Origin of the sequence: Nioella sp. MMSF_3534 (assembly GCF_030732985.1) — a bacterium.
Classification (GTDB): Bacteria; Pseudomonadota; Alphaproteobacteria; order Rhodobacterales; family Rhodobacteraceae; genus Nioella.
Genome location: NZ_JASHJX010000042.1, coordinates 1 through 24,642 on the forward strand (window position 1 = coordinate 1; position 24,642 = coordinate 24,642).

Consider the following 24,642-nt stretch of genomic DNA (forward strand, 5'->3'; position numbering starts at 1 on the left):
GGTGGGCAGCATGTGATTCATGCCCGCCTTCCTAGCCGCAGTTTGCCCCCGTGACAACGCGACCTGCTTGACACCGGGGGCCGCGCGTAAAAGGGTGCGCCGACTGTGACGGAGGCCCAAGATGACCAAGACCCTGCTGCGCGCCCTTGCCGGAGAAACGCTGCCCACACCGCCGATCTGGATGATGCGGCAGGCGGGCCGTTACCTGCCGGAATACCGCGCGACGCGGGCCGAGGCGGGGGATTTCCTGTCGCTGTGCTACAATTCCGATCTCGCCGCCGAAGTCACGCTGCAGCCGATCCGGCGCTATGGGTTCGATGCCGCCATCCTGTTTGCGGATATTCTGCTGCTGCCGCAGGCGCTTGGGGCCGATCTGTGGTTCGTCACCGGCGAGGGTCCACGCCTGTCGACCATCACCGGCCCCGAAGGGCTGCGCGGCCTGAAAGGCAAGGACGACATCCACGATCACCTCGCGCCGGTCTATGAAACTGTCCGCATCCTGTCGCGGGAACTGCCGTCGGAGACGACGCTGATCGGCTTCGCCGGGGCGCCCTGGACGGTGGCGACCTACATGATCGCGGGGCGCGGTACGCCGGATCAGGGTCCGGCCCATGCGCTGCGCGAAAGCGATAACGCGACGTTTGAGGCGCTCATCGACCTGCTGACGGAGTCGACCATCGAATACCTGTCCATGCAGGTCGAGGCCGGGGCAGAGGTGATCAAGCTCTTCGATTCCTGGGCCGGGTCATTGAAGGGCGATGCCTTTGCCAAATACGCGCTCGCCCCCGCGAAGCGCATCATCTCGGAACTCAAGGCCCGCCATCCGGGCCTGCCCGTCATCGCCTTTCCGCGAGAGGCAGGTGACAACTATATCGGCTTCGCAAAGGCGGTCGGGGCCGATTGCCTGGCCATTGACAACTCGGTCTCGGCTGAATGGGCCGCAGAGCATCTGCAGCCCGACAGCTGCATCCAGGGCAACCTCGCACCGGGCCACATGGTGACGGGCGGTCAGGCGCTGGTCGATGAAACCCGCCATATCGTAGAGGCCTTCCGGGGTGGTCCCCATATCTTCAACCTCGGCCATGGGATCACGCCGGATGCAGATCCCGAGAATGTGCAACTGATGATCGATACGGTGCGCGATACGCCCAAGCGCTAACTCATTTCTGACGTTGAACCATTGTCGCCGCGGCGGTTTCCCCGCCATATCCCTTGCAACCTGTCGGACAGGAGTCTTTCCGAGAAACCTGCAAGGGTGGCCCAGATCAACAGCTTTGCGAAAGCGGAAGAGAAGAGGTTGATCTTGGTGTTACGTTCAGTGGTACCGGCGTCGCCGCTCGTGTCTGGCGCCGGTTCAGGCAGAGTTGGAGATGAGGCCTCGGCAATGGCATCGCCGGTCTGTTCGGAGAGCAATTGATCCTCGGATTCGGATGCGCCTTCGATCTTAGGCTGGCCAGCGCCCTCATCATCGAGCAGCACTTGATCGGCGCCATCCGGGCCCCGCGGTTCCCGGAAAATATCTCGATCTACGAGAAACGGTTCCTCCGCCAATTCCGGAAAGAATTCTCCACCCACGAGGTCGCCCAGAATAAGCAGATAAAAGATAAGTGCGGCCAACGCCCCCACGATCAGGCGGACCCCGAGTGACATGAGAGAAAAATCTATTCTCAAGCTTGAATGGTCGAGTTGGCGAAATGCCCCCTGAAAAGCAATCATTCGCGACAGGTAGGCCCCAAGCATCCCAAACCACATGACCAGCAGGAAGCTATGATGCGCGAAGATATCCAGTTTGTTGGCAAGTGTCAGAACAAGAAACGCCAGCGCAGTCACCAAGACGACAATGACCCCGAACCAATTAAGCGCAAAAGCCGTATTCGTTCTGGTTTCATCCTGCAGCATGCGTTGGTAGTGGCGATAGTGCAGGCTGTCCAAAAGCTGATCATAATAGGCCCGCTGCGCCTTTGGATCTTCCTTTGAGTTTTCGAGCTCGACCGCCAGATCTTCAACTTCCGGAACCCCGCAAAGCCGAGCCTGTGCAAGGCTGCTTACGATCTCGGCCTGTATTTGCTCAGGCTCCATATGCTGTACAAGCAAGCGCTTTGCTTTGAATAGATTCTTCCAGCTTCTGACACCGTCCTCGGGATCGGACAAAAGCTTGTTGATTTCTTCGTTCTTAAACGAGCCATCTTCAAGCTTATTGAGCCGCTGATTGAGAACGTCGAGTCCGATCTTGTATGATGACCACATACGAGAGGACGAATTCTGCAAATTTCCGTTGCGATGAAAAAGCATGGATGCTCTCCCGTCAATTCATGAAAATTATCATCTCCGATAACTGACCAGAAAACACATAAATTTGCCCTTCGTCACGTTTTTTCATAGATCGGCACTTCCTTCCAGATAGTACCGATACAATTGGGCAGGCAATTTCCGCGTGTCACACCCGGAGCGACGGCAGCCCGATCCCGGTCGACTGGAACCCGCCATCGACGGCAATGACCTGACCGGTCACGTAGCTTGCTTTGTGGGAGCACAGGAACACGATGACATTGCCAATCTCCTCCTCGCTGCCATAGCGGTTCAAGGGGATCGCGTCGTGATAGGCGTCGATGATGTCCTGCGTATGCACCGCCATGGCCAGCTTTGTCGCCACCGGGCCGGGGCAGATGCAGTTCGCGCGCAGGCCGAACTCACCCCATTCCGCCGCCTGCTGCTGCGTCAGGTGCATGACGCCCGCTTTCGACGTTCCGTAGGCCACGCGCAGGGTCGAGGCCCTGAGCCCCGAGATCGAGGCGATGTTGACGATGGTCCCCTTGGCCGCCTTCAGCGCCGGGGCGCAGGCCTGAGAACACAGGAAAACCCCGTCGAGATTGGTTTCCATCACCCGGCGCCAGCGCTCGAAATCGGTCTCGTCGATGGGGCCGAAATCGGCCACGCCCGCATTGTTGACCAGTGCATCGATCCGGCCGAACTGCGTCTGCACCTCGGCCACCATGGCGGTGACCTGATCGGGCTGCGACACGTCGCAGACAACCGGCAGGACGTTGTCCAACCCAGACGCGGCCTCCATCAGCGCAGGCACGTCCCGGTCAATCATCGCGACGCGGCGACCTTCCTCCAGAAAAAGCTTCGTGGTGGCGAGGCCGATGCCGCGCGCAGCCCCGGTGACGATAGCGGTTTTTCCGGTCATTCCGGCTCTCCTTCCCGTGCAAGGTCCAGCGTCACGCTCTCCACCCCGACAACGGTGGGTGCGATCACCGCGATGGTCAGCGCTTCGGATGCCCTTCCATTCACGCGGATATCCCGCCCGAACCGACCGGCGAGCGTCAAGGCTATAAGCACATCCTCGGCCCAGCTTTCCCCGGAAATCGCAGAGGTAAACCGCGCGATGTGACCACCTTCGGGATGTGGGGCTGTGTGCACCTGGGCAAGAGCCAGATCTTCGGAAAGGCGTTCGGCAATCCGTGCGGCCGTCAGGGCTTTCTCCGTCGGCAGGAACGCCTCGATCTGGATGCAGCGTGCTATACCCATTTGGCCAGCGGCGGCAGGCTCATCAGCACCGCGTTCGCGTCATGCCCGGTGGCCAGCCCGAACTTGGTGCCCCGGTCATACACAAGGTTGTATTCGGCATAGAGCCCCCGGTGCACCAGCTGCGTGTCCTTGTCGGCCTCCGTCCAGGGCGTGTTGCGGCGCTTTTCCGTCACCGGCAGGAAGGCGGGCAGGAAGGCGCGACCAATGTCCTGCGTCAGGGCGAAATCCGCTTCCCAGTCGCCACTGTTACGGTCGTCCATGAAGATGCCGCCCACGCCCCGCGCGCGGCCCCGGTGCGGGATGAAGAAATACTCGTCCGCCCAGGCCTTGAGTTCGGGGTAGAGCGTGTCCCCATGGGGATCGAGATGCGCTTTCTGCACGGCGTGAAAATGCGCGGTATCCTCGTCATATTCGACGCAGGGGTTCAGGTCGGACCCGCCTCCGAACCACCAGGCGTGCGGCGTCCAGAACATGCGTGTGTTCATGTGCACGGCGGGGGTGTGCGGGTTTTGCATATGCGCCACCAGAGAAATGCCCGAGGCCCAGAAGCGCGGATCGTCCTCCATCCCCGGCACACCGCGCGCGGCCATGGCCTTTTGCGCTTGCGCGCCGAGCTGGCCGAAGACCGTCGAGACATTGACGCCCACCTTCTCGAACACGCGCCCGCCGCGCATGACGCTCATCAACCCGCCACCCGCATCCGATCCATCCTCCGAGGCACGCTTGGTGTCTGTCACCTCGAACCGGCCCGCGGGCTGGCCTGCGAAGGGTCCCTCGGACTGGCTGTCCTCCAGCGCTTCGAAGGCGGCGACGATCTGGTCGCGCAGCTCTCGGAACCAGGCCGAGGCGCGGGCTTTTCTGGGATCAAACGGGTCGCTCATCGGGGTCTCCTTTCGCGGTCGGCGGGACTGTGCCCAATCGGCCAGCGCAGGTCCAGAGGCGCAGGTGCAGATATTGCGGCCAGATCGTCGCGCGCCCCGACATGTCGATTGCCTCAAAATGACCACAAATTGAATCACGGTTAATGATGGATTCTTATGAAATTATCCCCTAGTCTCGTCTCAAAGCCGCAACAGACGGCAACAGAGGCAGACAGAGCAGTTTCGTGATCCGAAGAACGCTCCTTTCGACCCTGACGGGTCTTGTTGTGCTATTGGGCACACTCCTGGCCGTGGTTTCCCCGGCACAGGCGGCCCCCTATGCGGCCATGGTCATCGACGCGCGCACTGGTGAAGTCCTTCATTCGAGGAACGCCGACACGCGGCTGCACCCGGCCTCGCTGACCAAGATGATGACGCTCTACATCGCGTTCGAGGCGGTCCGTCTTGGCGAGATCACCCTGGATACGCAGGTGCGGATTTCCCGCAACGCGGCGGCAGAGCCACCCTCCCGGCTCGGATTGCAGGCAGGCAGCACGATCCGCCTGCGCTACCTGATCCGGGCCGCTGCGGTGCGATCCGCCAATGATGCGGCCACCGCGATCGGTGAGGCGATTTCCGGCTCGGAAGCGGCCTTTGCCCGGCGAATGAACCGGACCGCCGAAGCGCTCGGCATGACACGCACGACCTTCCGCAATGCGCATGGCCTGACTGAAGACGGCCACCTGTCCACGGCCCGCGACATGACCACGATGGGGCGGCGGCTGTTTTTCGATTATCCGCAGTATTACAACCTGTTCTCGCGCCGCACGGCGGATGCCGGGATTGCCACCGTGCGCAACACCAATCGCCGCTTTCTGGACGCCTATCGCGGGGCGGACGGGATCAAGACGGGTTACACGCGCGCGGCGGGCTACAATCTCGTGGCATCGGCAGAGCGGGGCAATGTCCGCATCATCGCGACGGTGTTCGGCGGCAGGTCCACAGCCAGCCGGAATGAACGGATCATGGAACTGCTGGACATGGGATTTGCCCGCGCTCCGGCGAATGCCACGATCCGACGACCGGAACTCCCCTCTTATGGTCCGGGGGATGGCCGGGCCGGGCATACGATCCGGCCGAATGGCCTGGTGACAAGCAGCCTGAGGCCGCTTCCCCGTCCGCTGCCGGTGGCGGAGCCCGAAGAGATTCCCGAGGTTTCGCCAGACCTGATCGCTGCTGTCGAAGACGCGGTAGAAGACGCATTGGCCGAGCCACCGCAACAAGACCTGAGCGAGATCCCCATACCCGAACCACGCCCGGAAGAGATTGATGACGCGGGCACCGAAGCCATGGCCGAGGCCGAGGTGCTGGAGACGGAGACAGAGATCGAACAAGGGAGCGATGACTCGCTTCTGGCAAGCGTGACGCCTGTCCAGCGCCCGGAAATCGTAGCCTACGACTCGACCGAAATCGAACTTGCAGTCATCGACCCCGACCCGGAACCGCCCGTGCAGGAGATCGTCACGCGGGCCTCGTCGAGCGGAAGCAGACTTTACGGTGTGTCACTCGGGCGCTACCCGTCGCGCTTTGCCGCCGAACAGCTGCTGCTGCGGACCGCGCTGGCGGAACTGGGCACCTTTGACGAGGCATTGCGCAACGTCGTGCAACGCACCGGCGGCTTCGAAGCGCAATTCGCGGGCATGGGGCAAGAGCAGGCGGAGCGGGCCTGCGCACGGCTGATGTCGCGGAACATCACCTGCACGACTTACGGACCCTGAGATTCCTTTGCCATGTGGCGCTGGAAGGATCTTGCAAGATCCTTTGAAGGTTTTTGCAAAAACCTTTCCCGCGCCTAGCGTTTCGGGTGGTCGTCGTAGTCGCCGCTGAGAATGCGGTTGGCGTCGCCCTCGGGGTCGTCGAACTGCCCCCGCTTCAGCAGCCAGAAAAACCCGACCAGCCCAAGCGCGCCCAGAAACAGGGACACGGGGATCAGTATGACGAGAACATCCATCGGGGGCCTTCTTTCGGATCAGCGCAGGCGCAGCGCATTGAGCGACACGGTAATCGAGCTTGTCGACATCGCCAAGGCCGCCATCAGGGGCGTCGCGAACCCGGCAATGGCGAAGGGCACGGCGATGATGTTGTAGACCGTGGCGATCGAGAAGTTCTCGCGGATGCGCGCGCGGGCCTTGACCGAGGTTTCGAACGCATCGGCAATCGGCGCCAGATCCTTGCCAAGCAGAACCATGTCAGAGGCAACGCGCGCTGCATCCAGAGCCGAGGCTGGAGAAATCGAGACATGCGCCGCGGTCAGGGCCGCCGTGTCGTTCAGCCCGTCCCCCACCATCAGCACCTTCGCTCCGCCGGAGGCCAGTTCCGCCACGCGGGCGGCTTTCTGATCGGGCAGCGCTTCGGCCATAATCTCGTCGATCCCGATGTCTGCTGCAAAGCGTTCCACCGCACCCCTGGCGTCGCCTGATATCAGGATCACGCGCAGACCGTTCGCCCGCAGCCCTTCAACGGCCTCTTTCGCACCGGGGCGCATGGAATCCGTGAAGGTGATGGGCAGAGGAGGCTCATCCTCGATCTGAAGGAACGTTGCCGTCATGTCGGGCGCTTCGGCCCCCACCCATGTGGCGCGGCCAAGGCGGACGGTCTTGCCATTCCAGCGGCCCTCGACGCCATAGCCCGGCACTTCACGCACGTCGCTCAGTGTCTCTGGCAAACGGCCCAGGTCACGCAGACCGCGGGCCAGCGCTTCGGCCAGCGGGTGTCCCGAAACCGTTGCAAGAGCCAGGGCCACGCCCTGCGCATTTGCGGGCAGATCGGACAGTCCCACGGGATGCGGCGCGCCCATGGTCAGGGTGCCGGTCTTGTCGAAGACGACCGTATCGACCTCGGCCAGCCGCTCCATGGCGGTGCCGTCCTTGATCAGCATCCCCTTGCGGAACAATCGGCCAGAGGCGGCGGTGGTCACCGCAGGCACGGCAAGGCCCAGCGCACAAGGACAGGTGATGATCAGAACCGCCGCGGCGATGTTCAGCGACACGCGCAGGTCGAAAGTGTAGAGATACCAGCCCACGGCCGCGAGGGCCGAGAGGATATGGACGCCGGGCGCGTAGAGCTTCGCCGCCTGATCGGCGAGCGAGGTGTAGTTGTTGCGCCCCGATTCCGCGATGGCGACGAGATCGGCGATACGGTGCAGCGCGGTGTCTTCGCCTGCCGCCGTCACTTCGACGGTAAGCGGCCCGGTCAGGTTGACCTCGCCTGCCGACACGGCCGTGCCGGGCCCCGCGAAGGCGGGCAGGCTTTCGCCGGTCATCAGGGCGCGGTCGATCTCTGACGTGCCGTCGCGCACCACGCCATCCACGGGCACACGGCCACCGGGCTTGACCAGAACGATGTCGCCCACAGCCAGTTCCGCAACACCCACGGTTTCGGTCTCTCCATCCCCTGACAGGCGCAATGCGCGCGGTACTTCCATTGCCGCCAGTTCCTGAGCGGCGGAGCGGGCCGAGGCGCGGGTGCGATAGTCGAGATAGCGGCCCGCGAGCAGGAAGAAGGTCAGCGAAATCGCCGCGTCGAAATAGGCATGTTCGCCGGAATGAATGGTTTCATAGAGCGACGTGCCCACGGCCAGCAGGATCGCCAGCGTGATCGGCACATCCATGTTGAGCCGCCCGTTCTTCAGCGCGGACCACGCGTTTACGTAGAAGGGCTTGCCGGTGAACACGATCGCGGGCAGCACGATGAAGGCCGAGATCCAGTGCATCATGTCGCGGGTCACGCCTTCGGCCCCCGACCAGACGGCAACCGACAGAAGCATCACGTTCATCATCGCAAAGCCCGCCACGGCCAGCCGCATCAGCAGGTCCTTGCTGGCCCTGTCGGCCTCGGTCGTGGCCAGCACGCCGGGGTCGAGCTCGTGCGCCTCATACCCCACGTGATCCAGCACCTGCACGAGATCCTCTGCCGTCACGTCTGCATCGGCCTCGACCATCGCGCGTTTGAGCGTCAGGTTGACCCGAGCGGAATGCACGCCCGGTGCCTTGGCCAGTGCCTTCTCCACCGTCGAGATGCAGGCCGCGCAATGGATGCCCGGCAGCGACAGCATCAGCCGCGCGTCCTGCGGCACCGCCGCCAGCGCCTCTGCCGCCGGGGTGACGGAACAGGCGGGGCAAACGGCGGGGCTTGGATGCTCGAACGTGGCAGTCATGGCAGGCCTATCCCCGCACGGTGAAGGTGATGTTGTGGCGGTAATCGGTGCCGTCGCGGGCGGTGCCGGTCAGGCGCAGACGCCAGCGGCCCTCGGACACCTCAACCGGTGCGGTAAAGGCCCCGGCGTTGCGGGTCAGCTCCAGCAGTTGATCTTCCTCGCGGTTGGTGGGGCGGGTCAGAAGCGCCTCGAATTCCGCAGGCGCGACAGGCTGGCCGCTGTCATCGACCAGATGCAGGGTCAGCACACCGGACTCGGCATCAACCTCGACCGAAGCATTCCAGCCAAGCGCCTCCTGCGCATCGCGCCTCAGATTGAAATCCTGACTGTCCGCGTAGGAAGACGACACCTCCAGCCCCGGAAATGTGCTGACTGCATTGAACGCCATGAACAGGTTCACACCGATGATGATGCCGAATCCGGCAATGAAGATCATCAGAACCTTGCGGCCGGTCAGTTCCCGCCCCCCCGATTGTTGGTCTGCATCGCTCATGTCAGTTCTCCCGTCCGTTGAACACGGTGTCCTCAAAGGTCCGTGTGCCGCTGCTCTGGTCTTCCACCCAAAGGCGGAAATCGGTGCGGTCCAGGCTTGCTGCCGGATCGCCCGGGCGTGCCAGGACATAGACCCGCTGCAACTGGGTGGTGTCGGCGGGCACAGTCACGGTCAGGAGGTCGGTGCCCTCCAGTTCCACCCGCAGGATCTCGTCCGAAGTCAGCGAGATGTGGAAGTCCGTTGCATCGTGCTGCATGTTTCTGATCCGCACATCATATGTGTTGCGGATGGTTCCGTCCGACAGGGTCACGTAGGTCGGATTGCGCACCGGCGACACGGTGATGTCGATGTCGGAACGGATGAACAGCATCACGGTCAGGCCGATGCCGATTGCGGACCACAGCACGGTGTAGATGATCGTGCGCAGGCGGAAGATATGTTGCCAGACCGGTTTCTTGGCATTCCCGGCTCGCTCATTCGCCTCGTCCGTAAGGGCCATGTAGTCGATCAGGCCGCGTGGCTTGCCGATCTTGGCCATGATGTCGTCGCAGGCGTCGATACACAGCGCGCAGGTGATGCATTCCAGTTGCTGACCATCGCGGATGTCGATGCCCACCGGGCAGACATTGACGCAGGCCATGCAGTCGATGCAGTCGCCAAGCTGGTCGGCATCCGCGCCCTTGCGGTGCTTGCCGCGCGGTTCGCCCCGCCAGTCACGATAGGCGACAGTCAGCGAGTCTTCATCCATCATCGCCGCCTGAATCCGCGGCCAGGGGCACATGTAGATGCAGACCTGTTCGCGCATGAAACCGCCGAACACGAAGGTGGTGAAGGTCAGGATGCCGATTGTGACATAGGCCACGTAGGGCGCCTGCAAGGTGACCAGATCAACCAGCAGGGTCGGCGCATCGGTGAAGTAGAACACCCAGGCCCCGCCGGTGGCGACCGCGATCAGGAACCAACTGATATACTTGAACACCCGAAGGCGGATCTTCCTGCCGTCCCACTTGGCTTTCCACAGGCGCAGGCGCGCGTTGCGGTCGCCTTCAATCCAGCGTTCCACCGTATAGAAAAGGTCCGTCCAGACGGTTTGCGGGCAGGCATAGCCACACCAGACCCGGCCAAGCGCCGACGTGAACAGGAACAGGCCAAGCCCGGCCATGATCAGAAGGCCCGCGACGAAGTAGAATTCATGCGGCCAGATCTCGATCCAGAAGAAGAAGAAGCGGCGGTTGGCAAGGTCCAGCAGCACCGCCTGATCGGGCAGCGAGGGGCCGCGATCCCACCGGATCCAGGGCGTCAGGTAATAGATGCCCAGGGTGACGATCATGATGATCCACTTGAGGTTCCGGAAATTGCCACTCACGCGCTTGGGAAAGACAGGTTCACGGGCGGCGTAGAGCTTTTTCGGTTGTTCTGTGGAACTCATGACGGGATCGTCCCTTTACGTGCGGATTGCCTTGGCTTGTCTGGTGTTTAGGCGCGGGGGCGGTTGTAAACTTTGACGTGGATCAAGAATCGCCGCTGCACTGCAAAAAAGATGAGTTGCCGGAATAGGTTTTGCAGTCTGATGCGACAATTCACCCGTAGAAACGCAACAACCGGCCTCAGGGAAAGGTTGGCATTTGACAAGCGCAACGGGATCGGACCTGCGGGTGGATCAACCCACGCGAGATTGCTGCGTCCTGCACAAGGGATAAGGTGTCACGATAGGTGCCGCGCGGGACAAGGGAGGTGTCGGTTCTGCAGGAAACGCGCGAACAGGACCAGAACCGACACCCTTTCCATCGGCCGGGAGGGGCCTCCGGATCTCTTGTCTCTTGTGGTGTCGGCCCTGCAGGAAACGCGCGAACAGGACCAGGGCCGACACCAGTCCCGCCGGCCGGGAGGGGCCTTTGGGATCTCTTGTCTGTTTTGGTGCCGGCCCTGTAGGAAACGCGCGAACAGGACCAAGGCCGGCACCGTGCACCGAAGACCGGGAGGGGTCTTCGGATCTTGTGTCGGGGATTACTCCCCGCCGCCCAGAGAATGGACGTAGATGGACACCGAACGAATCTCGGCTTCGCTGAGACGACCGGCAGCGCTGGCTTCCGCCGACCACGGCGGCATGACGCCGAACCGCGAGAAGCGAACGGTATGCTCCAGCGATGCCTCATCCCCGCCATAGAGCCAGATGGCATCGGTCAGGTTGGGGGCACCGAGGAACCGGTCGCCGGTGCCGTCATCCATGTGGCAGGATGCACAGTTGTTGAGGAACACCTCTTCGCCTGCGGCGGCAAGCGTCGCATCATGTTCCTGGTTCGACAGGTTGCGGACATACTGCACCACGCTCGTGATTTCCTCGTCCGACAGGATCTCGTCGAAGGCGGTCATCTCGGAGTAGCGGGCATCGAAGTCGTCCTCGTTCCGGATGCCGTGGCTGATGGTATAGTGGATCTCGTCGACCGATCCGCCCCACAACCAGTCATCGTCCAGCAGGTTGGGATAGCCGACCGCACCAGCCGCGCCAGAACCGTGGCACTGCGCACACCAGGTGCGGAAGATCGCGCCGCCGCCCTGGATTGCGTAGTTGTAGAGGTCGGGGTTCTCGTCGGCAGTGATTGCCGCAAGCTCCACCTCTTCGATCTGCGCGCGGATCGGGGCGTTCATCTCTTCGAAGGTTGCGATATCGGCAGCCACTTCGCCCCGGGTCGAGTACCCCAGAACACCGGATGTCGCGGAACTGACCAAGGGCCAGGCCGGATAGAGCACGGTATAGACCACGCCCCATGCGATCGTGGCATAGAAGGTCCATAGCCACCAACGCGGCATCGGGTTGTCGAACTCCTTGATCCCATCCCAGATGTGACCGGTGGTATTCGGATCACCCTCTTGCAGGATCTGTTCTTCGGGATGTTTTTCTTCGGTCATTGCCGCGCCTCCGTAAGATGGGCGTCCTGGGCGCCGGGCAAAGGCGCCCGGGCCGGCTTGTCGTCGTGGCGGAAGGGGATGTTCGCGGTGTCCTGATGGACCTTGCGGCTACCCGGCCGCAAGGTGAACAGGATCACAACGACGAAGACGAGGAACATGAAAACCAGTCCCCAGCTTCCCGCGAAGACCCGCATGATGGTGTAGGTATCTTCCATCTGTCAGGCCCCCATTACCGGCTTTCGTCGGGCGTGAAGGTCGAGAAGTCGACCAGCGTGCCCAACATCTGCATGTAGGCGATCAGAGCATCCATCTCGGTCACTGCCGGATTTCCGTCAAAATCGCGCACCTGCGCCCCGGGATAGCGTTCCGCCACCGCGTCATCACCGAAATCGGTGGCCTGTTCGACAAAGTCGTAGGCCGCCTGTTCGATCATGTCGTCGGTATAGGGCACACCCACGATCCGGTGCGTCGCCATGAGATCGGCGATATAGCCGGGCTCGATCTCGGTCTCGGCGAGGTAGCCGTAGGACGGCATCACCGATTCCGGCACCACCGACTGCGGATCGGTGAAGTGATCCACATGCCATTCGTCCGAGTAGCGGCCACCGACGCGGGCAAGGTCGGGCCCCGTCCGCTTCGATCCCCACTGGAACGGGTGGTCATACATGGACTCTGCCGCGAGGCTGTAGTGCCCATAGCGTTCCACCTCGTCCCGCATCGGGCGGATCATCTGGCTGTGGCAGACATAGCACCCTTCGCGAATGTAGATTTCGCGCCCGGTCAGTTCGAGCGGGGAGTAGGGGCGCATGCCCTCCACTTCCTCGATCGTGTTGTCCAGGTAGAACAAGGGGGCGATTTCCACGATCCCGCCGACGGTGACCACCCCAAGGCTCAGCACCAGCAGGAGGGTCGCGTTGGTCTCGATCTTCTTGTGTCCGTCGAGAAAAGCCATCTTGGTTCCCTCCTTATTCTGCGGGTGCCGCAACGGTGGTGTCTGCCTTGGCAGCCCCTTTCCGCACGGTCATCCAGAGGTTGTAGGACATGATCAGCGCACCGCCGAGGAACATCGTCCCACCCAGGCCACGGACCACATACATCGGGAACTTGGCGGCCACGGTGTCGGCGAAGCTGTTCACGAGGAACCCTTGCGCGTCCACTTCACGCCACATCAGGCCTTCCATGATACCGGTCACCCACATGGATGCCGCGTAGAGCACGATGCCGATGGTGGCGAGCCAGTAGTGCCAGCTGACCATCCGCAGGCTGTAGAGGCGCTCTTTGCCCCAGAGCTTGGGAACCAGGTAGTAGAGCATCCCGAAGGTGATCATCCCGTTCCAGCCGAGCGCACCGGAATGCACGTGACCGATGGTCCAGTCGGTGTAGTGCGACAGCGAGTTCACCGCGCGGATCGACATCATCGGGCCTTCGAACGTGGACATCCCGTAGAACGCGACCGAGGTCACCATCATCCGCAGGATCGGGTCCGTGCGCAGCTTGTCCCATGCGCCGGACAGCGTCATCAGACCGTTGATCATGCCACCCCAGGAGGGCATCCACAGCACGACCGAGAACACCATGCCAAGGGTCGAGGCCCAATCTGGCAGCGCGGTGTAGTGCAGGTGGTGCGGACCGGCCCAGATATACAGGAAGATCAGGGCCCAGAAGTGGATGATCGACAGCTTGTAGGAGTAAACCGGACGCTCAGCCTGCTTCGGAATGAAGTAGTACATCATGCCCAGGAAGCCCGCGGTCAGGAAGAAGCCCACGGCGTTGTGGCCGTACCACCACTGGGTCATGGCATCCTGAACGCCTGACATCAGCGAGACGGAGCGCGAGCCGAAGATCGACACCGGCACGGCCAGGTTGTTGACCACGTGCAGCATGGCAACGGTGACGATGAAGCTGAGGTAGAACCAGTTAGCCACGTAGATGTGGGGTTCCTTCCGCTTCAGCAGCGTACCGAGGAAGAGCAGCAGGTAAGCCACCCAGACAATGGTCAGCCACAGGTCGATATACCACTCGGGCTCCGCATATTCGCGGCCCTGCGTCCCACCCAGCACATAGGCCGTTGCGGCCAGCAGGATGAAGAACTGGTAGCCCCACAGCACGAACCAGGCCAGACCACCGCCCCACAGGCGCGCGGCAGAGGTCCGCTGCACGACATAGAAGGACGAGGCCAGAAGGCCGGTGCCACCGAATGCGAAAATCACCGCTGACGTATGCAGCGGGCGCAGACGACCGAAGTTGAGATACCCTTGCGCCCATTCGAAGTTGAGCTCGGGGAAGGCCAACTGAAACGCGATGAAGACCCCCACAAGGAAGCCCACAACGCCCCAGAAGGCGGTCAGCGCAACACCGACCCGAACCGGGCCATCCATGTATTCCGCTTCCAGTACCGCAGCCGGAACCGGTTCATCTGTGCGGCGCAGCTGCCACAGGAAAAGCCCTGCCGCTGTCACCATGACCAGGATCATATGGATCATATAGATCATGTCCCGGGCATAACTGGCCGCGATCGCGGCCAGCACCGCAACCAGGCCAAGGATCAGTAGCTTTACGTAATCAAGCATCGATCGTCCCTTCGTCGTGCCCCGGTACCGACTCGACTCGAGCCATCCGGGACTGTTCCATCTGCTCCCCAAATCGCGCAGCTGCAGCATTGGGGCCTTGATCCATGTCAAGTTTGACGAAGGTTCCTGTTGATGCAGGTCAATGTGTGCCCGTGACGTGCACGATAATGATTAATCAGCAGCCACGGAGGACCAATCATGGCCTATAAAACCGTTTTCACCGTCATCACCGATCTTGCCGATGTGGGGCCGGTGCTGGAAGCCGCTCTGCCCTTCGTTCGGGCCGAGGGGGCGCATCTGAACGTGCTTTGCCTTGGCATCGACCGGACTCAGACCGGGTATTATTTTGCAGGGGCCACTGCCTTGATGCATGAAGAGACCCTGATGCAGGCACAAAGCGAGGCCAAGGATATCGAAGCGGCCGTGCGCGAACGGCTTGGCCGCACCGAGGTCAGCTGGGGTGTCGATGCCGTGGTTGCCCAGACCGCCACGGTCGCGGGGCTTGTGGCACGGCGTGCACGCTTTGCCGATCTGGTGATGCTACCCAAACCATATGGGCCGAACCGCACGATGGATGCGCCGGTGATCGTCGAATCCGCCATGTTCCAGGGGCAAGCGCCTGTGATGGTCCTGCCCGGCGACGCAGCGCCCGGCACCACGCCCTCCAAGGTCGTCATCGCCTGGAACGAAAGCGCCGAGGCGATGTCGGCGGTACGCCGTGCCCTGCCCCTGTTGGTTGCGGCGGGCGAGGTCAACATCCTGATCATCGACCCGCAGACCCATAGTACGGACAGTGCCGACCCCGGCAGCGAGCTGTCCGAGATGCTGAACCGCCATGGTGTGAAGGTCGAGGTTTCGATTGTCGCCAAGACCCTGCCGCGCGTGTCTGACATGATCCTGCGCCATGTGTCCGATCAGAATGCAGAATTGCTGGTGATGGGGGCCTACGGGCATTCCCGCTTCCGCGAGGCGATTCTGGGCGGGGCAACCCGCAATCTTCTGGAGCAGGCCGAAGTTCCGGTGCTGATGGCTCACTAGGCTGCGTCGATCCAACGGCATCGGTAGGAGGGGCATCCGCAGGGTGCCCCTTTCCTTTGGGCAACAGGCTGAACTCAAACGAAAATTGAAGGAAGCTGAATTTCCTGTTGTGTAAGTGTTTATTTTACACTATAGTGAGTCGTACAGACCGACCACAAACCCATAGGACCCAAACCCATGTTCTGCACCGCCCATCACCAGCCCCGCCCGCGCCCCGCCACTGCCGACATCGCCCGCACCTCCGACCGCCGCGTCCGCGTTGCCGCCGACAAGCCCCGCGCGCCCGGTCAGATCTTCACCGATTTCGCCAGCATATGAGATTTCAGGATCCGGTCAGATATAGACGCCGCCATCCGCGTCATCGCCGGTTTCATCCATCAGCGCCTCGACATCCGGCACGATGATATGGCGCTTGCCCTTCAACTCGATCACGCCGTCGCGCTTCAGCGCAGACATCTGGCGGCTCACGGTTTCCAGCGTCAGGCCAAGATAGTCGGCCATTGCCTCACGGGTCAGGGGCAGATCGAACGCCAATTCCATAGCATTTTTCGAGTTCTTCAAACTCGCATCGCGCCGCGCGATAATCGACAGGAAGCTCGCGATCTTTTCCCTTGCGGTCTTGCGCCCCAAAAGCAGCATCCATTCCCGCGCCGCGTCCAATTCATCGAGCGTCATTTCCAGAAGCCGCTGGCTGAGATGCGGAGTTTCTTCGATCAAACCCTGAAACGGGACGCGACGGAAACAGCACAACATGACATCGGTCGCAGCGGTCACATCGTAGGACACTGATTCGCGGTTCGGACGACCCAGGAAATCGCTTGGCAAAAGCAGGCCAACCATCTGACGGCGCCCGTCTTCCATGGTCTGAGTGAGCGAGGCAACGCCCTCGACCACAGAGGCCACGAAATCCATCTTGTCACCGGCCCAGGCAATGGTCTGCCCGGCCTCGAAACGCCTGTAATACTTGATCGCGTCAAGTTTTTCGAGTTCATCGCTTTCGCAACGGGCACAAACGGCGCGGTGCCGGATCGGGCAATCCGCACACGCCATTTCTGTAACGGCCAGCGATCGATTGGGCATTTGCGTTTCCTTGAGCTCCGCTCGAAATTTCGACATTTGATCTCGATCAAATACAGTCTGTCCTGCGCCCCCTAAAGCTATCGCAATGGAAAATCTTGCGCAACTTCGTCGCCTCGGACTCTTCGAGGCAAAAGTCCCGCGTTACACGAGCTATCCGCCTGCCACGAAGTTCTCGAACGACGTGGATTCAGGCGTGTACGCGGACTGGATCAATACAATCCCCGCCGGAACGCGGGTTTCATTGTATCTGCACGTGCCCTTCTGTCGCAGGCTGTGCTGGTTCTGTGCCTGCCGCACCCAGGGTGTGCGCAGCGACGAACCTGTCCGCGCCTATCTGGAGACGTTGAAGCAGGAAATCCGCAAGATCGGCGCAATGCTGCCCGAAGGGGTCGAGGTCGCGCGCCTGCATTGGGGCGGGGGCACCCCGACGCTGCTGTCGGACGCCATGATCACCGATCTGGCCGAGGAACTGGCGCGCGCATTCCCCTATTCCGACGGCATGGAGTTTTCCGTCGAGATCGACCCGAACGAGATCGACGCCGCGCGGCTGGACGCGCTGGCCGGTGCCGGGCTGAACCGCGCCTCGATCGGGGTGCAGGATTTCGACCCCGGCATTCAGAAGATCATCGGCCGCATCCAAAGCTACGAGGTCACCCGCGATGCTGTGGAACAGCTGCGCGCACGTGGCATCGCCTCGCTGAATGCCGATATCCTGTTTGGCTTGCCGGAACAGAACCAGAAGCGGATTTCCGATTCAGTCCAGATGCTTCTGTCGCTCTCGCCTGACCGGGTGGCGCTCTACGGCTATGCGCATGTGCCGTGGATGGCGCGGCGGCAGGCGATGATCCCGACGGATTCCCTGCCCCGCCCGGAAGAACGGCTGGAACTCTTTGAAACCGCCCGCCGCCTGTTCAAATGGGATGGCTATCAGGACATCGGCATCGACCATTTCGCCAAACCCGATGACGGGCTGGCCGTTGCCGCGCGCACCGGGCATCTGAGGCGCAATTTCCAGGGCTATACCGACGACACATGTGACGTGCTGATCGGCCTTGGAGCCTCGGCGATTTCAAGGTTCCCGCAGGGCTTCGCGCAGAACGCCTCGGGCACTGCCGACTATCAGAAAGCCGTGCGCGCCGGGGAACTCGCCACCGGCCGGGGCCATTGTTTCAAGGGCGAAGACCGCCTGCGCGCAAGGCTAATCGAGGCACTGATGTGCGATTTTCATATCGACACTGCCGAAATCCGCCGCGATTTCGGGATCGGAGATCAGCAGCTGGAGGCTCTGTATCGCACGGCAGAGCAGGCATTTCCCGCCATGGTGACATGGGATGCCAAAGGCTTTCACGTCCGGCAGGAAGGCCGTGCGCTGACCCGGCTGATCGCGCGCGCCTTCGATGAATACGAGATGCGCGAAGAGGGCCACAGCTCGGCCATCTGAACCGGGCGGCCCATCTCAGACGCGGGTCTGCCCGAAGGCTGCTGCCATCAGTTCCCGCGTGTAGGCCGTTCGGGGGTTACGGAAGATCTCGGCATTCGTGCCTGCCTCGACGATATCGCCCTGCTTCATGACGATCACCTTGTGGCTCAGGGCGCGCACCACCTTCAGGTCATGACTGATGAACAGATAGGCCAGGTTGTGCCGCTTCTGCAGCCGTCGCAGCAGGTCGACGATCTGCACCTGCACGGTCATGTCCAGCGCGCTGGTCGGTTCGTCCAGCACAACCAGTTTCGGGTTCAGGATCATCGCCCGCGCGATCGCAATGCGCTGCCGCTGGCCGCCCGAAAACTCGTGCGGGTAGCGGTGCATCATGTCGGGGTCCAGCCCCACTTCTGTCAGGATATCGGCCACAAGCTCATAACTATTGTGATTGCCCGCAACCTCATGAACGCTCAGCCCCTCGGCAACGATCTGTTCAATGGTCATTCGCGGCGACAGCGACCCGTAAGGGTCCTGAAACACCACCTGCATATCCTTTCGCAGCGGTCGGATGCGGGTGGAATTCCAGCCAGCGATCTCATTTCCCACAAAGGAAATCCGCCCCTCGGAGGACAGCAGTCGCAGAATCGCCAGCGCCAGTGTGGTCTTGCCGGACCCGGATTCACCGACGACCCCGAGCGTCTCGCCCTGACGCACGGAAATCGTGGCCTCATTCACCGCCTTCACATGGCCGACCGTCTTGCGCAGCAACCCGCGCTGAATCGGGAACCAGACGCGCAGGTTTTCCGTGCTGACAATCTCCTCTGCGTTGTCCGGCACCGGGTCGGGTTCGCCCGAAGGCTCTGCCGCCAGCAGGGAGCGGGTATAGGGATGTCGCGGGTTGGCGAAGATGTCTTCGGTTGGGCCCGCCTCCACGATCTCGCCGCCCTTCATGACGCAAACCTTGTCGGCGATGCGCCGCACGATGCCAAGATCATGGGTGATGAACAGCAGGCTCATACCTTCGGACCGTTTCAGATCGGCCAGCAATTCGAGGATCTGCGCCTGAATGGTCACGTCGAGCGCCGTTGTGGGTTCGTCCGCCACCAGCAGATCTGGCCCGTTGGCCAAGGCCATGGCGATCATCACCCGCTGCCTCTGCCCGCCCGACAATTGGTGCGGATAGGCGCGCAGGCGGGTTTCGGGGTCGCGGATGCCAACCTTGCGCAGCAATTCCAGAATACGCGCTTCGGCCGCGGCGCCGGTCAGGTTCTGGTGCAGGGCCAGGCTTTCCCCCAACTGCTTCTCGATCGTGTGCAGCGGGTTGAGCGAGGTCATCGGCTCCTGAAAGATGAAGCTGATGTCGTTGCCCCGCACCCGGCGCAGATCGGCCTCCGGTGCGCCGATCATCTCGGTGCCTTCGTACCGAACCGATCCCGACACCTCGGCGCTTTCCGGCAGCAGCGACACGGTTGACAGCGCCGTGACCGATTTACCCGACCCGGATTCGCCCACCAAAGCCACGGTTTCGCCTTGGCCGACCTCGAAGCTGACATTCTTCACGGCGTCGGTCGTGGCACCGTCCTGGGTGAAGCTCACCGACAGGTTTCTGACCTGAAGCAACGTCATTGGAAGGTCTTTCTGGGGTCGAACGCATCGCGCACGCCTTCGAAGATGAAGACCAGCAGCGACAGCATGAAGGCGAAGGCTGTGAAGGCGGTAAAGCCGAGCCACGGGGCCTGAAGGTTGTTCTTGGCCTGAAGCGTCAGTTCCCCGAGCGAAGGGGCCGAGGATGGCAGGCCGAAGCCCAGGAAATCGAGCGCGGCCAGCGATCCGATGGTGCCCGTCACGATGAAGGGCAGCATGGTCAGCGTCGCTACCATCGCATTGGGCAGCACATGGCGGAACATGATGACCTGATTGGACACGCCAAGCGCCCTAGCAGCGCGGACATATTCGAAATTCCGCGCCCTCAGGAATTCGGCCCTGACCACGCCCACTAGCGCTGTCCAGCCGAAGAGCGTCATGAGGAACACCAGCAGCCAGAAATCCATTCGGAAAATCGCCGCGACGATGATGATGATGTATAGGCTTGGGGTCGCCCCCCACAGCTCGATCACCCTTTGGAACAGCAGGTCCACCAGCCCTCCAAAATAGCCCTGAACCGCGCCTGCCGCGATGCCGATGACCGACGTGAGGAAGGTCACGATCAAGGCGAAGGCCACGCTCAGCCGGAAGCCGTAGATCACGCGGGCCAGCACGTCGCGCGCGGTGTCATCGGTGCCAAGCCAATGGTCCGCATCGGGTGCGGACGGGGCCGCACCGCCGATATCGTTGACCGTGTTGTAGCTATAAGGCACCGGCGGCCAGATCAGCCAACCGCGATGGAAATCCTCGATGCTTTCGGCCAGTGCCCCGTTCCGGGCGGCTTCGATCACCGTATCGGGGTCATCCCAGCAATCCTCTATGCCGCCAGAGATGATCAGGCATTGCACCTCGATATCGCGATAGACGGCCTCGGTTCGGAAGTCGCCGCCGAACTCCGTTTCCGGGTAGAAGGCGAAGATCGGGGTATAAAGCTCTCCCCGATAGCTGACCAGAAGCGGGCGGTCATTGGCCAGAAGCTCGGCAAAGAGCGACAGGACAAACAGGATGCCGAAGATCCACAGCGACCAAAACGCCCTGCGGTTGGCCTTGAAATTGCGCCAGCGGCGCCGGTTCAGGGGGGAGAGGCGGGGAAGACGCATGGTTCAGGTCTCCCTCGATTCAAAGTCGATCCGGGGGTCGATCCAGATATACATGAGGTCGGAGAACAGCCCGACCACCAGCCCGATCAAGCCGAAGACGAAGAGTGTTCCGAAGATCACCGGGTAGTCCCGGCTGACCGCCGCCTCAAACCCAAGCCGCCCAAGGCCGTCGAGCGAGAAGATCGTCTCGATGATGAGCGACCCGCCGAAGAACACCGACACGAAGACCGCCGGAAAGCCCGCGATTACGATCAGCATGGCGTTGCGGAAGACATGGCCATAGAGCACTTTGCCCTCGCTCAGCCCCTTGGCCTTGGCGGTCATAACGTATTGCTTCTTGATCTCGTCCAAGAAGCTGTTCTTGGTCAGCAGCGTCAGCGTCGCAAAGGCCGAGATGGTCGAGGCCAGAACCGGCAACGTTATGTGCCAGAAATAGTCCAGCACCCTGCCGATCAGGCTCAACTCCTCCCAGTTGTCGGACGTAAGGCCCCTGAGCGGGAACCATTGCCAGTAAGATCCGCCTGCAAACAGGACCAGCAACAGGATTGCGAAGAGGAAGCCGGGGATCGCGTAGGCGACGATGATGACACCGCTGGTCACCGTGTCGAACCGGCTGCCGTCCTTTACCGCCTTGCGGATGCCAAGCGGGATCGAGACGATATAGGCAATCACCGTGGACCACAGGCCAAGCGTGATCGACACGGGCATCTTTTCCAGCACCAGATCAACGACGGAGATGGACCGGAAATAGCTTTCTCCGAAATCGAAGCGCAGGTAGTCCCACATCATCAGGAAGAAGCGTTCCAGTGCCGGGATATCCTCGGTCGTGCATTCTTCAACTTCGATATCGGGTTCACCGGCATAGCCGTCTTCACAGACGATCCGGGCGAAGTGGAACTCCACCTCCAGCTCGGCGATGAAATCGGGCGGCAGCCCGCGGGCGCCAAGGTAATTGTCTTCGCCCGCAAGCTCTGCGCCTCCAGCCTCGGCCCCACCGCCAGAGATACCGGCAAAGACGTCTCCTTCGCCCTCCAACTCGGCCATGATCTGGTCAATCGGGCCACCGGGCACGAATTGTACGAGGGCGAAGTTGATCACCATGATCCCGATCAGCGTCGGAATCATCAGCAACAGCCGTCTGAGAATATAGGCGCCCATCTTGGCTTAGAACGCTCCTGCGTCGCGCAGGGCGGCCTCGGCATCCGGGTCGATCCACCAGAAATCGAGGAAGCCGAGCGAATAGGGCGGCAGGTTCTCGGGGTAACGGTACATGTCGTAATAGGACACCCAGTGGTTGGGGTTGTACCACTGCGGGACGCGGAACCGTTCCCACCGGAGGACGCGGTCCAGCGCGCTGACCGCGACATTCAGCTCTTCTTGCGTTTCCGCATCGACAACGGCCTCGACCAGCGCATCCACGGCCGGATCGGCCACACCTGCGGGGTTGAAGACGGAATCATTTGCCGTGGCAGACCCGAAATACTGGCGCAGGCCCGATCCGGGTTCATAGCTCATCGGGAAATGGTCGGTGATGATGTCGAAATCATAGTCCCGTTCCCGCTGGCTGAACTGGGCATTGTCGACCCGGTTCAGGCGCGCATCAATACCGATGGCCTGAAGGTTTTCCACATAAGGGTTGATGATCCGGTCAAAGAGCGGGCTGGCATTGAGAAATTCGATCTCCAGGGTTTCACCCGCCGCGTTGCGCAGCATGCCGTCATCGCCGGGCGTCCACCCGGCCTCTTCCAGCAGCGCCAGCGCCTGCCGCGCGCGGCGGCGGTCGAAGGACCGGTCCGGGTTCGCGGGCTCAATTGTATAGACCGGCTCGCTCAACACCTCGGGGCGCAGCATGTCGGCCAGCGGTTCCAGCAAGGCAAGCTCCGCGTCAGAGGGCATGCCGGTCGCGGACAGATCGGTGTTTTCCCAGAACGACACGTTCGGCGTGTAAAGACCGTAGAACAGGGTCTGGTTCGTCCATTCGAAGTTGAACATCAACGAAATGGCCTCGCGCACGCGCACGTCCTGAAACTGCGGGCGGCGCAAGTTCATCACGAAGCTCTGGCCCGAGGAAATGGTTCCGTCCGGGATTTCTTCACGCACGACCAGCCCCTGTTCCAGCTTGGGGAAGTCATAGGCCGTGGCCCATTGGGCGGAACTGCTTTCCTGACGGAAGGTATATTGGCCCGCCGTGAAGCCTTCGAATGCGGCAATGGCGTCGCCGTAATACTCGATTCGGATCGCATCGTAGTTATGGCGGCCCTGGTTGATCGGCAGATCATTTCCCCAGTAATCGGGATTGCGGCGGAACACGGTCCGCTCGCCCACTTCGATACGGCCCACAATGTAGGGGCCCGATCCGATCAGCGGCTCCAACCGGCTTTCATCGAAATCCAGCCCGGATGCTTCATGGCTGGCGCGGCTGAAAACCGGCAGGCCACCGGCATTGTCGATGCGGCCGCGCAGCGGGGCCTCGGGGTTGAAATCGAAACGAACGCGGCGATCATCCAGCACTTCCGCCCCGGCAATGGTCAGCCCGATCGAGGCGCGGAAGGATGGCAGCCCCTCGTCGCGCAGGATCTCATAGCTGAACACCACGTCATCGGCGGTAACTGGTGTGCCGTCGGAAAAGCGCGCTTCCTCGCGCAGGGTGAAAATCACGTAGGACCGGTCCTCGGGGTAAGCGATGCTTTCGCAAAGAAGGCAGTAGGAACTGCCGATCTCGTCCGACGTGCCCTCCAGCATCGACTCGAAGAAGATCGAGGCCAGAACCGCCGGGCGGCCCTGCCGGGTATAGGGATGCATCGAATCGAACGATCCTGACCACGCGAAGGAAAACTCTCCGCCCTGCGGGGCATCAGGGTTCACGTAGTCCAGATGTTCGAAATCGGGGCCATAGCGCAGATCGCCGAAGGTCGAGACGCCGTGGGTGACGATCAGATCGTCCTCCTGCGAAAAACCGGGAGTGGCCAGAACGGACGCGGCCAGCAGGGGCAAAGCCATCCACCAGGAAACGGCGGGTCGGGTCGCTTGGCGGGTTCGGGTCATGCTGCGCTCCACTGCGAAATATCCTGCTTTGTATAGTTATGGGTGCAGATACCCTAAGGACCAGCCCCACCTTCGTTCAAGGCGAATTACAATTTCGTGACCCTGAAATGAAAAAGGCCGCCCGGAAGGCGGCCAAATCCTGCGCATCTGTCACGAATCAGTCGTCAAGCGAGTCCAGGTAGGCCACCATCGCCGCGCGATCTTCCACGTCGCGCATACCAGAATAGGACATGGCGGTACCGGGCGCATATCCGCGCGGGTTTTCTAGGAAACCATTGAGCGCTTCCGGGGTCCAGTTGCCTTCCAGCCCTTCCAGGGTGCCGGAATAGCCAAATCCTTCGACCGATGCGATATCGCTGTTGACCACGCCATAGAGCGACGGGCCGGTTCCGTTCTGGCCGGGTTCGACCGAATGGCAGCTACGGCAGGCCCGGAACGCGCCTTCGCCATCGGCGGGGTCAGCGGCGGCGAGGTATTCGGAGAAGGGCACTGCCTCCACCTCTTCCTCTTCCGCGTGATCGCCGTCGCCGGTGTCGATCACATAGCCGGCGAGATGTTCGCCATGAGCATCGTGTCCGCCACCGACGCTATAAAGGCCGTCAGCAGCCCAACCGCCAAGAAGCAGAACAAGCCAGGCTGCGCAGACGCCGCCAACGGCTTTGGTGAGGGTCATCGTGTCAAACATGGTTATCCCATCCACATTTCGCGTTGGCGGGTATCTACCGGCTTTCC

The 24,642-nt window shown here is 61.8% G+C and carries 23 protein-coding genes; 5 read left to right on the top strand and 18 right to left on the bottom strand.

Annotation, left to right across the window (positions count from 1 at the left end; genetic code table 11):
- The first annotated feature begins 121 nt into the window (after positions 1 to 121).
- Complete coding sequence (hemE, locus tag RBB16_RS16115; RefSeq protein WP_306047135.1) at positions 122 to 1,159, top strand: uroporphyrinogen decarboxylase; 1,038 nt, start codon at positions 122 to 124, stop codon at positions 1,157 to 1,159.
- Here the strand turns inward: hemE and RBB16_RS16120 are convergent.
- The 4 genes from RBB16_RS16120 to hemF form a co-directional block, all read right to left on the bottom strand.
- The gene (locus RBB16_RS16120; RefSeq protein ID WP_306047136.1) at positions 1,156 to 2,292 is read right to left on the bottom strand and encodes a hypothetical protein; all 1,137 of its coding nucleotides are present in this window, start codon (positions 2,290 to 2,292) and stop codon (positions 1,156 to 1,158) included. The genes hemE and RBB16_RS16120 overlap by 4 nt on opposite strands.
- Before the next feature lie 145 nt (positions 2,293 to 2,437).
- A complete protein-coding gene (locus RBB16_RS16125) occupies positions 2,438 to 3,190 on the bottom strand; it encodes an SDR family oxidoreductase (protein WP_306047137.1) in 753 nt (250 codons plus the stop codon).
- Positions 3,187 to 3,531, bottom strand: coding sequence for a hypothetical protein (locus tag RBB16_RS16130; RefSeq protein WP_306047138.1), 345 nt, complete (start codon positions 3,529 to 3,531; stop codon positions 3,187 to 3,189). The genes RBB16_RS16125 and RBB16_RS16130 overlap by 4 nt, the downstream gene beginning before the upstream one ends.
- Entirely contained in the window at positions 3,522 to 4,412 is an 891-nt protein-coding gene (hemF, locus tag RBB16_RS16135) for an oxygen-dependent coproporphyrinogen oxidase (RefSeq protein WP_306047139.1), read from the bottom strand. The genes RBB16_RS16130 and hemF overlap by 10 nt, the downstream gene beginning before the upstream one ends.
- Positions 4,413 to 4,738: 326 nt before the next feature.
- Here hemF and RBB16_RS16140 point away from each other — a divergent pair, with 326 nt between their 5' ends.
- On the top strand, positions 4,739 to 6,169 hold the full coding sequence (locus RBB16_RS16140) for a D-alanyl-D-alanine carboxypeptidase family protein (protein WP_371931261.1): 1,431 nt from the start codon (positions 4,739 to 4,741) through the stop codon (positions 6,167 to 6,169).
- 74 nt (positions 6,170 to 6,243) lie between these two features.
- Here RBB16_RS16140 and ccoS read toward each other — a convergent pair whose 3' ends face one another.
- The 8 genes from ccoS to ccoN all read right to left on the bottom strand — a co-directional run bounded on the left by ccoS (position 6,244) and on the right by ccoN (position 14,580).
- On the bottom strand, positions 6,244 to 6,402 hold the full coding sequence (gene ccoS, locus RBB16_RS16145) for a cbb3-type cytochrome oxidase assembly protein CcoS (protein WP_306047140.1): 159 nt from the start codon (positions 6,400 to 6,402) through the stop codon (positions 6,244 to 6,246).
- Positions 6,403 to 6,420: 18 nt separating this feature from the next.
- On the bottom strand, positions 6,421 to 8,607 hold the full coding sequence (locus RBB16_RS16150) for a heavy metal translocating P-type ATPase (protein WP_306047141.1): 2,187 nt from the start codon (positions 8,605 to 8,607) through the stop codon (positions 6,421 to 6,423).
- 7 nt (positions 8,608 to 8,614) lie between these two features.
- Positions 8,615 to 9,100 carry a FixH family protein gene (locus RBB16_RS16155; RefSeq protein WP_071689242.1) on the bottom strand — a complete coding sequence of 162 codons (486 nt, stop codon included), beginning with the start codon at positions 9,098 to 9,100 and terminating at the stop codon, positions 8,615 to 8,617.
- A 1-nt stretch (position 9,101) separates the two neighbouring features.
- Positions 9,102 to 10,529 carry a cytochrome c oxidase accessory protein CcoG gene (ccoG, locus tag RBB16_RS16160; protein WP_306047142.1) on the bottom strand — a complete coding sequence of 476 codons (1,428 nt, stop codon included), beginning with the start codon at positions 10,527 to 10,529 and terminating at the stop codon, positions 9,102 to 9,104.
- A gap of 578 nt (positions 10,530 to 11,107) precedes the next feature.
- Positions 11,108 to 12,010 carry a cytochrome-c oxidase, cbb3-type subunit III gene (gene ccoP / locus RBB16_RS16165; protein ID WP_306047143.1) on the bottom strand — a complete coding sequence of 301 codons (903 nt, stop codon included), beginning with the start codon at positions 12,008 to 12,010 and terminating at the stop codon, positions 11,108 to 11,110.
- Positions 12,007 to 12,225: a cbb3-type cytochrome c oxidase subunit 3 gene (locus RBB16_RS16170; protein ID WP_127562891.1), complete on the bottom strand. Its 219-nt coding sequence runs from the start codon at positions 12,223 to 12,225 to the stop codon at positions 12,007 to 12,009. Before RBB16_RS16170 ends, ccoP begins: the two co-directional genes overlap by 4 nt.
- Positions 12,226 to 12,239: 14 nt before the next feature.
- Positions 12,240 to 12,962 carry a cytochrome-c oxidase, cbb3-type subunit II gene (gene ccoO / locus RBB16_RS16175; RefSeq protein WP_071689247.1) on the bottom strand — a complete coding sequence of 241 codons (723 nt, stop codon included), beginning with the start codon at positions 12,960 to 12,962 and terminating at the stop codon, positions 12,240 to 12,242.
- A 13-nt stretch (positions 12,963 to 12,975) separates the two neighbouring features.
- The gene (gene ccoN / locus RBB16_RS16180) at positions 12,976 to 14,580 is read right to left on the bottom strand and encodes a cytochrome-c oxidase, cbb3-type subunit I (protein ID WP_071689248.1); all 1,605 of its coding nucleotides are present in this window, start codon (positions 14,578 to 14,580) and stop codon (positions 12,976 to 12,978) included.
- 198 nt (positions 14,581 to 14,778) lie between these two features.
- Between ccoN and RBB16_RS16185 the strand changes: the two genes are divergently transcribed.
- Complete coding sequence (locus RBB16_RS16185; protein WP_071689249.1) at positions 14,779 to 15,618, top strand: universal stress protein; 840 nt, start codon at positions 14,779 to 14,781, stop codon at positions 15,616 to 15,618.
- Positions 15,619 to 15,795: 177 nt separating this feature from the next.
- Positions 15,796 to 15,936, top strand: a complete 141-nt coding sequence (locus RBB16_RS16190; RefSeq protein WP_158514300.1) for a hypothetical protein — start codon at positions 15,796 to 15,798, stop codon at positions 15,934 to 15,936.
- Positions 15,937 to 15,951: 15 nt separating this feature from the next.
- Here RBB16_RS16190 and fnrL read toward each other — a convergent pair whose 3' ends face one another.
- A complete protein-coding gene (gene fnrL / locus RBB16_RS16195) occupies positions 15,952 to 16,698 on the bottom strand; it encodes a transcriptional regulator FnrL (RefSeq protein ID WP_306047144.1) in 747 nt (248 codons plus the stop codon).
- Between the two features lie 85 nt (positions 16,699 to 16,783).
- Here fnrL and hemN point away from each other — a divergent pair, with 85 nt between their 5' ends.
- Positions 16,784 to 18,139 carry an oxygen-independent coproporphyrinogen III oxidase gene (hemN, locus tag RBB16_RS16200; RefSeq protein ID WP_306047145.1) on the top strand — a complete coding sequence of 452 codons (1,356 nt, stop codon included), beginning with the start codon at positions 16,784 to 16,786 and terminating at the stop codon, positions 18,137 to 18,139.
- A 15-nt stretch (positions 18,140 to 18,154) separates the two neighbouring features.
- Here hemN and RBB16_RS16205 read toward each other — a convergent pair whose 3' ends face one another.
- The 5 genes from RBB16_RS16205 to RBB16_RS16225 all read right to left on the bottom strand — a co-directional run bounded on the left by RBB16_RS16205 (position 18,155) and on the right by RBB16_RS16225 (position 24,595).
- On the bottom strand, positions 18,155 to 19,747 hold the full coding sequence (locus RBB16_RS16205; protein ID WP_306047146.1) for an ABC transporter ATP-binding protein: 1,593 nt from the start codon (positions 19,745 to 19,747) through the stop codon (positions 18,155 to 18,157).
- A complete protein-coding gene (locus RBB16_RS16210; RefSeq protein ID WP_306047147.1) occupies positions 19,744 to 20,865 on the bottom strand; it encodes an ABC transporter permease in 1,122 nt (373 codons plus the stop codon). The genes RBB16_RS16205 and RBB16_RS16210 overlap by 4 nt, the downstream gene beginning before the upstream one ends.
- A gap of 3 nt (positions 20,866 to 20,868) precedes the next feature.
- Entirely contained in the window at positions 20,869 to 22,023 is a 1,155-nt protein-coding gene (locus RBB16_RS16215; protein ID WP_306047148.1) for a microcin C ABC transporter permease YejB, read from the bottom strand.
- A gap of 6 nt (positions 22,024 to 22,029) precedes the next feature.
- A complete protein-coding gene (locus tag RBB16_RS16220) occupies positions 22,030 to 23,910 on the bottom strand; it encodes an extracellular solute-binding protein (RefSeq protein ID WP_306047149.1) in 1,881 nt (626 codons plus the stop codon).
- A 157-nt stretch (positions 23,911 to 24,067) separates the two neighbouring features.
- Positions 24,068 to 24,595: a cytochrome c family protein gene (locus tag RBB16_RS16225; RefSeq protein WP_306047150.1), complete on the bottom strand. Its 528-nt coding sequence runs from the start codon at positions 24,593 to 24,595 to the stop codon at positions 24,068 to 24,070.
- Positions 24,596 to 24,642 lie beyond the last annotated feature (47 nt).

Coding starts and splice junctions, on each gene's coding strand:
- RBB16_RS16140 (WP_371931261.1), top strand. CDS start 4,739: ATGGTCATCGACGCGCGCACTGGTGAAGTCCTTCATTCGAGGAACGCC.
- RBB16_RS16190 (WP_158514300.1), top strand. CDS start 15,796: ATGTTCTGCACCGCCCATCACCAGCCCCGCCCGCGCCCCGCCACTGCC.
- RBB16_RS16185 (WP_071689249.1), top strand. CDS start 14,779: ATGGCCTATAAAACCGTTTTCACCGTCATCACCGATCTTGCCGATGTG.
- ccoN (WP_071689248.1), bottom strand. CDS start 14,580: ATGCTTGATTACGTAAAGCTACTGATCCTTGGCCTGGTTGCGGTGCTG.
- hemN (WP_306047145.1), top strand. CDS start 16,784: ATGGAAAATCTTGCGCAACTTCGTCGCCTCGGACTCTTCGAGGCAAAA.
- RBB16_RS16150 (WP_306047141.1), bottom strand. CDS start 8,607: ATGACTGCCACGTTCGAGCATCCAAGCCCCGCCGTTTGCCCCGCCTGT.
- RBB16_RS16215 (WP_306047148.1), bottom strand. CDS start 22,023: ATGGGCGCCTATATTCTCAGACGGCTGTTGCTGATGATTCCGACGCTG.
- fnrL (WP_306047144.1), bottom strand. CDS start 16,698: ATGCCCAATCGATCGCTGGCCGTTACAGAAATGGCGTGTGCGGATTGC.
- ccoO (WP_071689247.1), bottom strand. CDS start 12,962: ATGGCTTTTCTCGACGGACACAAGAAGATCGAGACCAACGCGACCCTC.
- RBB16_RS16155 (WP_071689242.1), bottom strand. CDS start 9,100: ATGAGCGATGCAGACCAACAATCGGGGGGGCGGGAACTGACCGGCCGC.
- RBB16_RS16220 (WP_306047149.1), bottom strand. CDS start 23,910: ATGACCCGAACCCGCCAAGCGACCCGACCCGCCGTTTCCTGGTGGATG.
- ccoG (WP_306047142.1), bottom strand. CDS start 10,529: ATGAGTTCCACAGAACAACCGAAAAAGCTCTACGCCGCCCGTGAACCT.
- RBB16_RS16125 (WP_306047137.1), bottom strand. CDS start 3,190: ATGACCGGAAAAACCGCTATCGTCACCGGGGCTGCGCGCGGCATCGGC.
- ccoS (WP_306047140.1), bottom strand. CDS start 6,402: ATGGATGTTCTCGTCATACTGATCCCCGTGTCCCTGTTTCTGGGCGCG.
- hemE (WP_306047135.1), top strand. CDS start 122: ATGACCAAGACCCTGCTGCGCGCCCTTGCCGGAGAAACGCTGCCCACA.
- ccoP (WP_306047143.1), bottom strand. CDS start 12,010: ATGACCGAAGAAAAACATCCCGAAGAACAGATCCTGCAAGAGGGTGAT.
- hemF (WP_306047139.1), bottom strand. CDS start 4,412: ATGAGCGACCCGTTTGATCCCAGAAAAGCCCGCGCCTCGGCCTGGTTC.
- RBB16_RS16130 (WP_306047138.1), bottom strand. CDS start 3,531: ATGGGTATAGCACGCTGCATCCAGATCGAGGCGTTCCTGCCGACGGAG.
- RBB16_RS16120 (WP_306047136.1), bottom strand. CDS start 2,292: ATGCTTTTTCATCGCAACGGAAATTTGCAGAATTCGTCCTCTCGTATG.
- RBB16_RS16205 (WP_306047146.1), bottom strand. CDS start 19,747: ATGACGTTGCTTCAGGTCAGAAACCTGTCGGTGAGCTTCACCCAGGAC.
- RBB16_RS16210 (WP_306047147.1), bottom strand. CDS start 20,865: ATGCGTCTTCCCCGCCTCTCCCCCCTGAACCGGCGCCGCTGGCGCAAT.
- RBB16_RS16225 (WP_306047150.1), bottom strand. CDS start 24,595: ATGTTTGACACGATGACCCTCACCAAAGCCGTTGGCGGCGTCTGCGCA.
- RBB16_RS16170 (WP_127562891.1), bottom strand. CDS start 12,225: ATGGAAGATACCTACACCATCATGCGGGTCTTCGCGGGAAGCTGGGGA.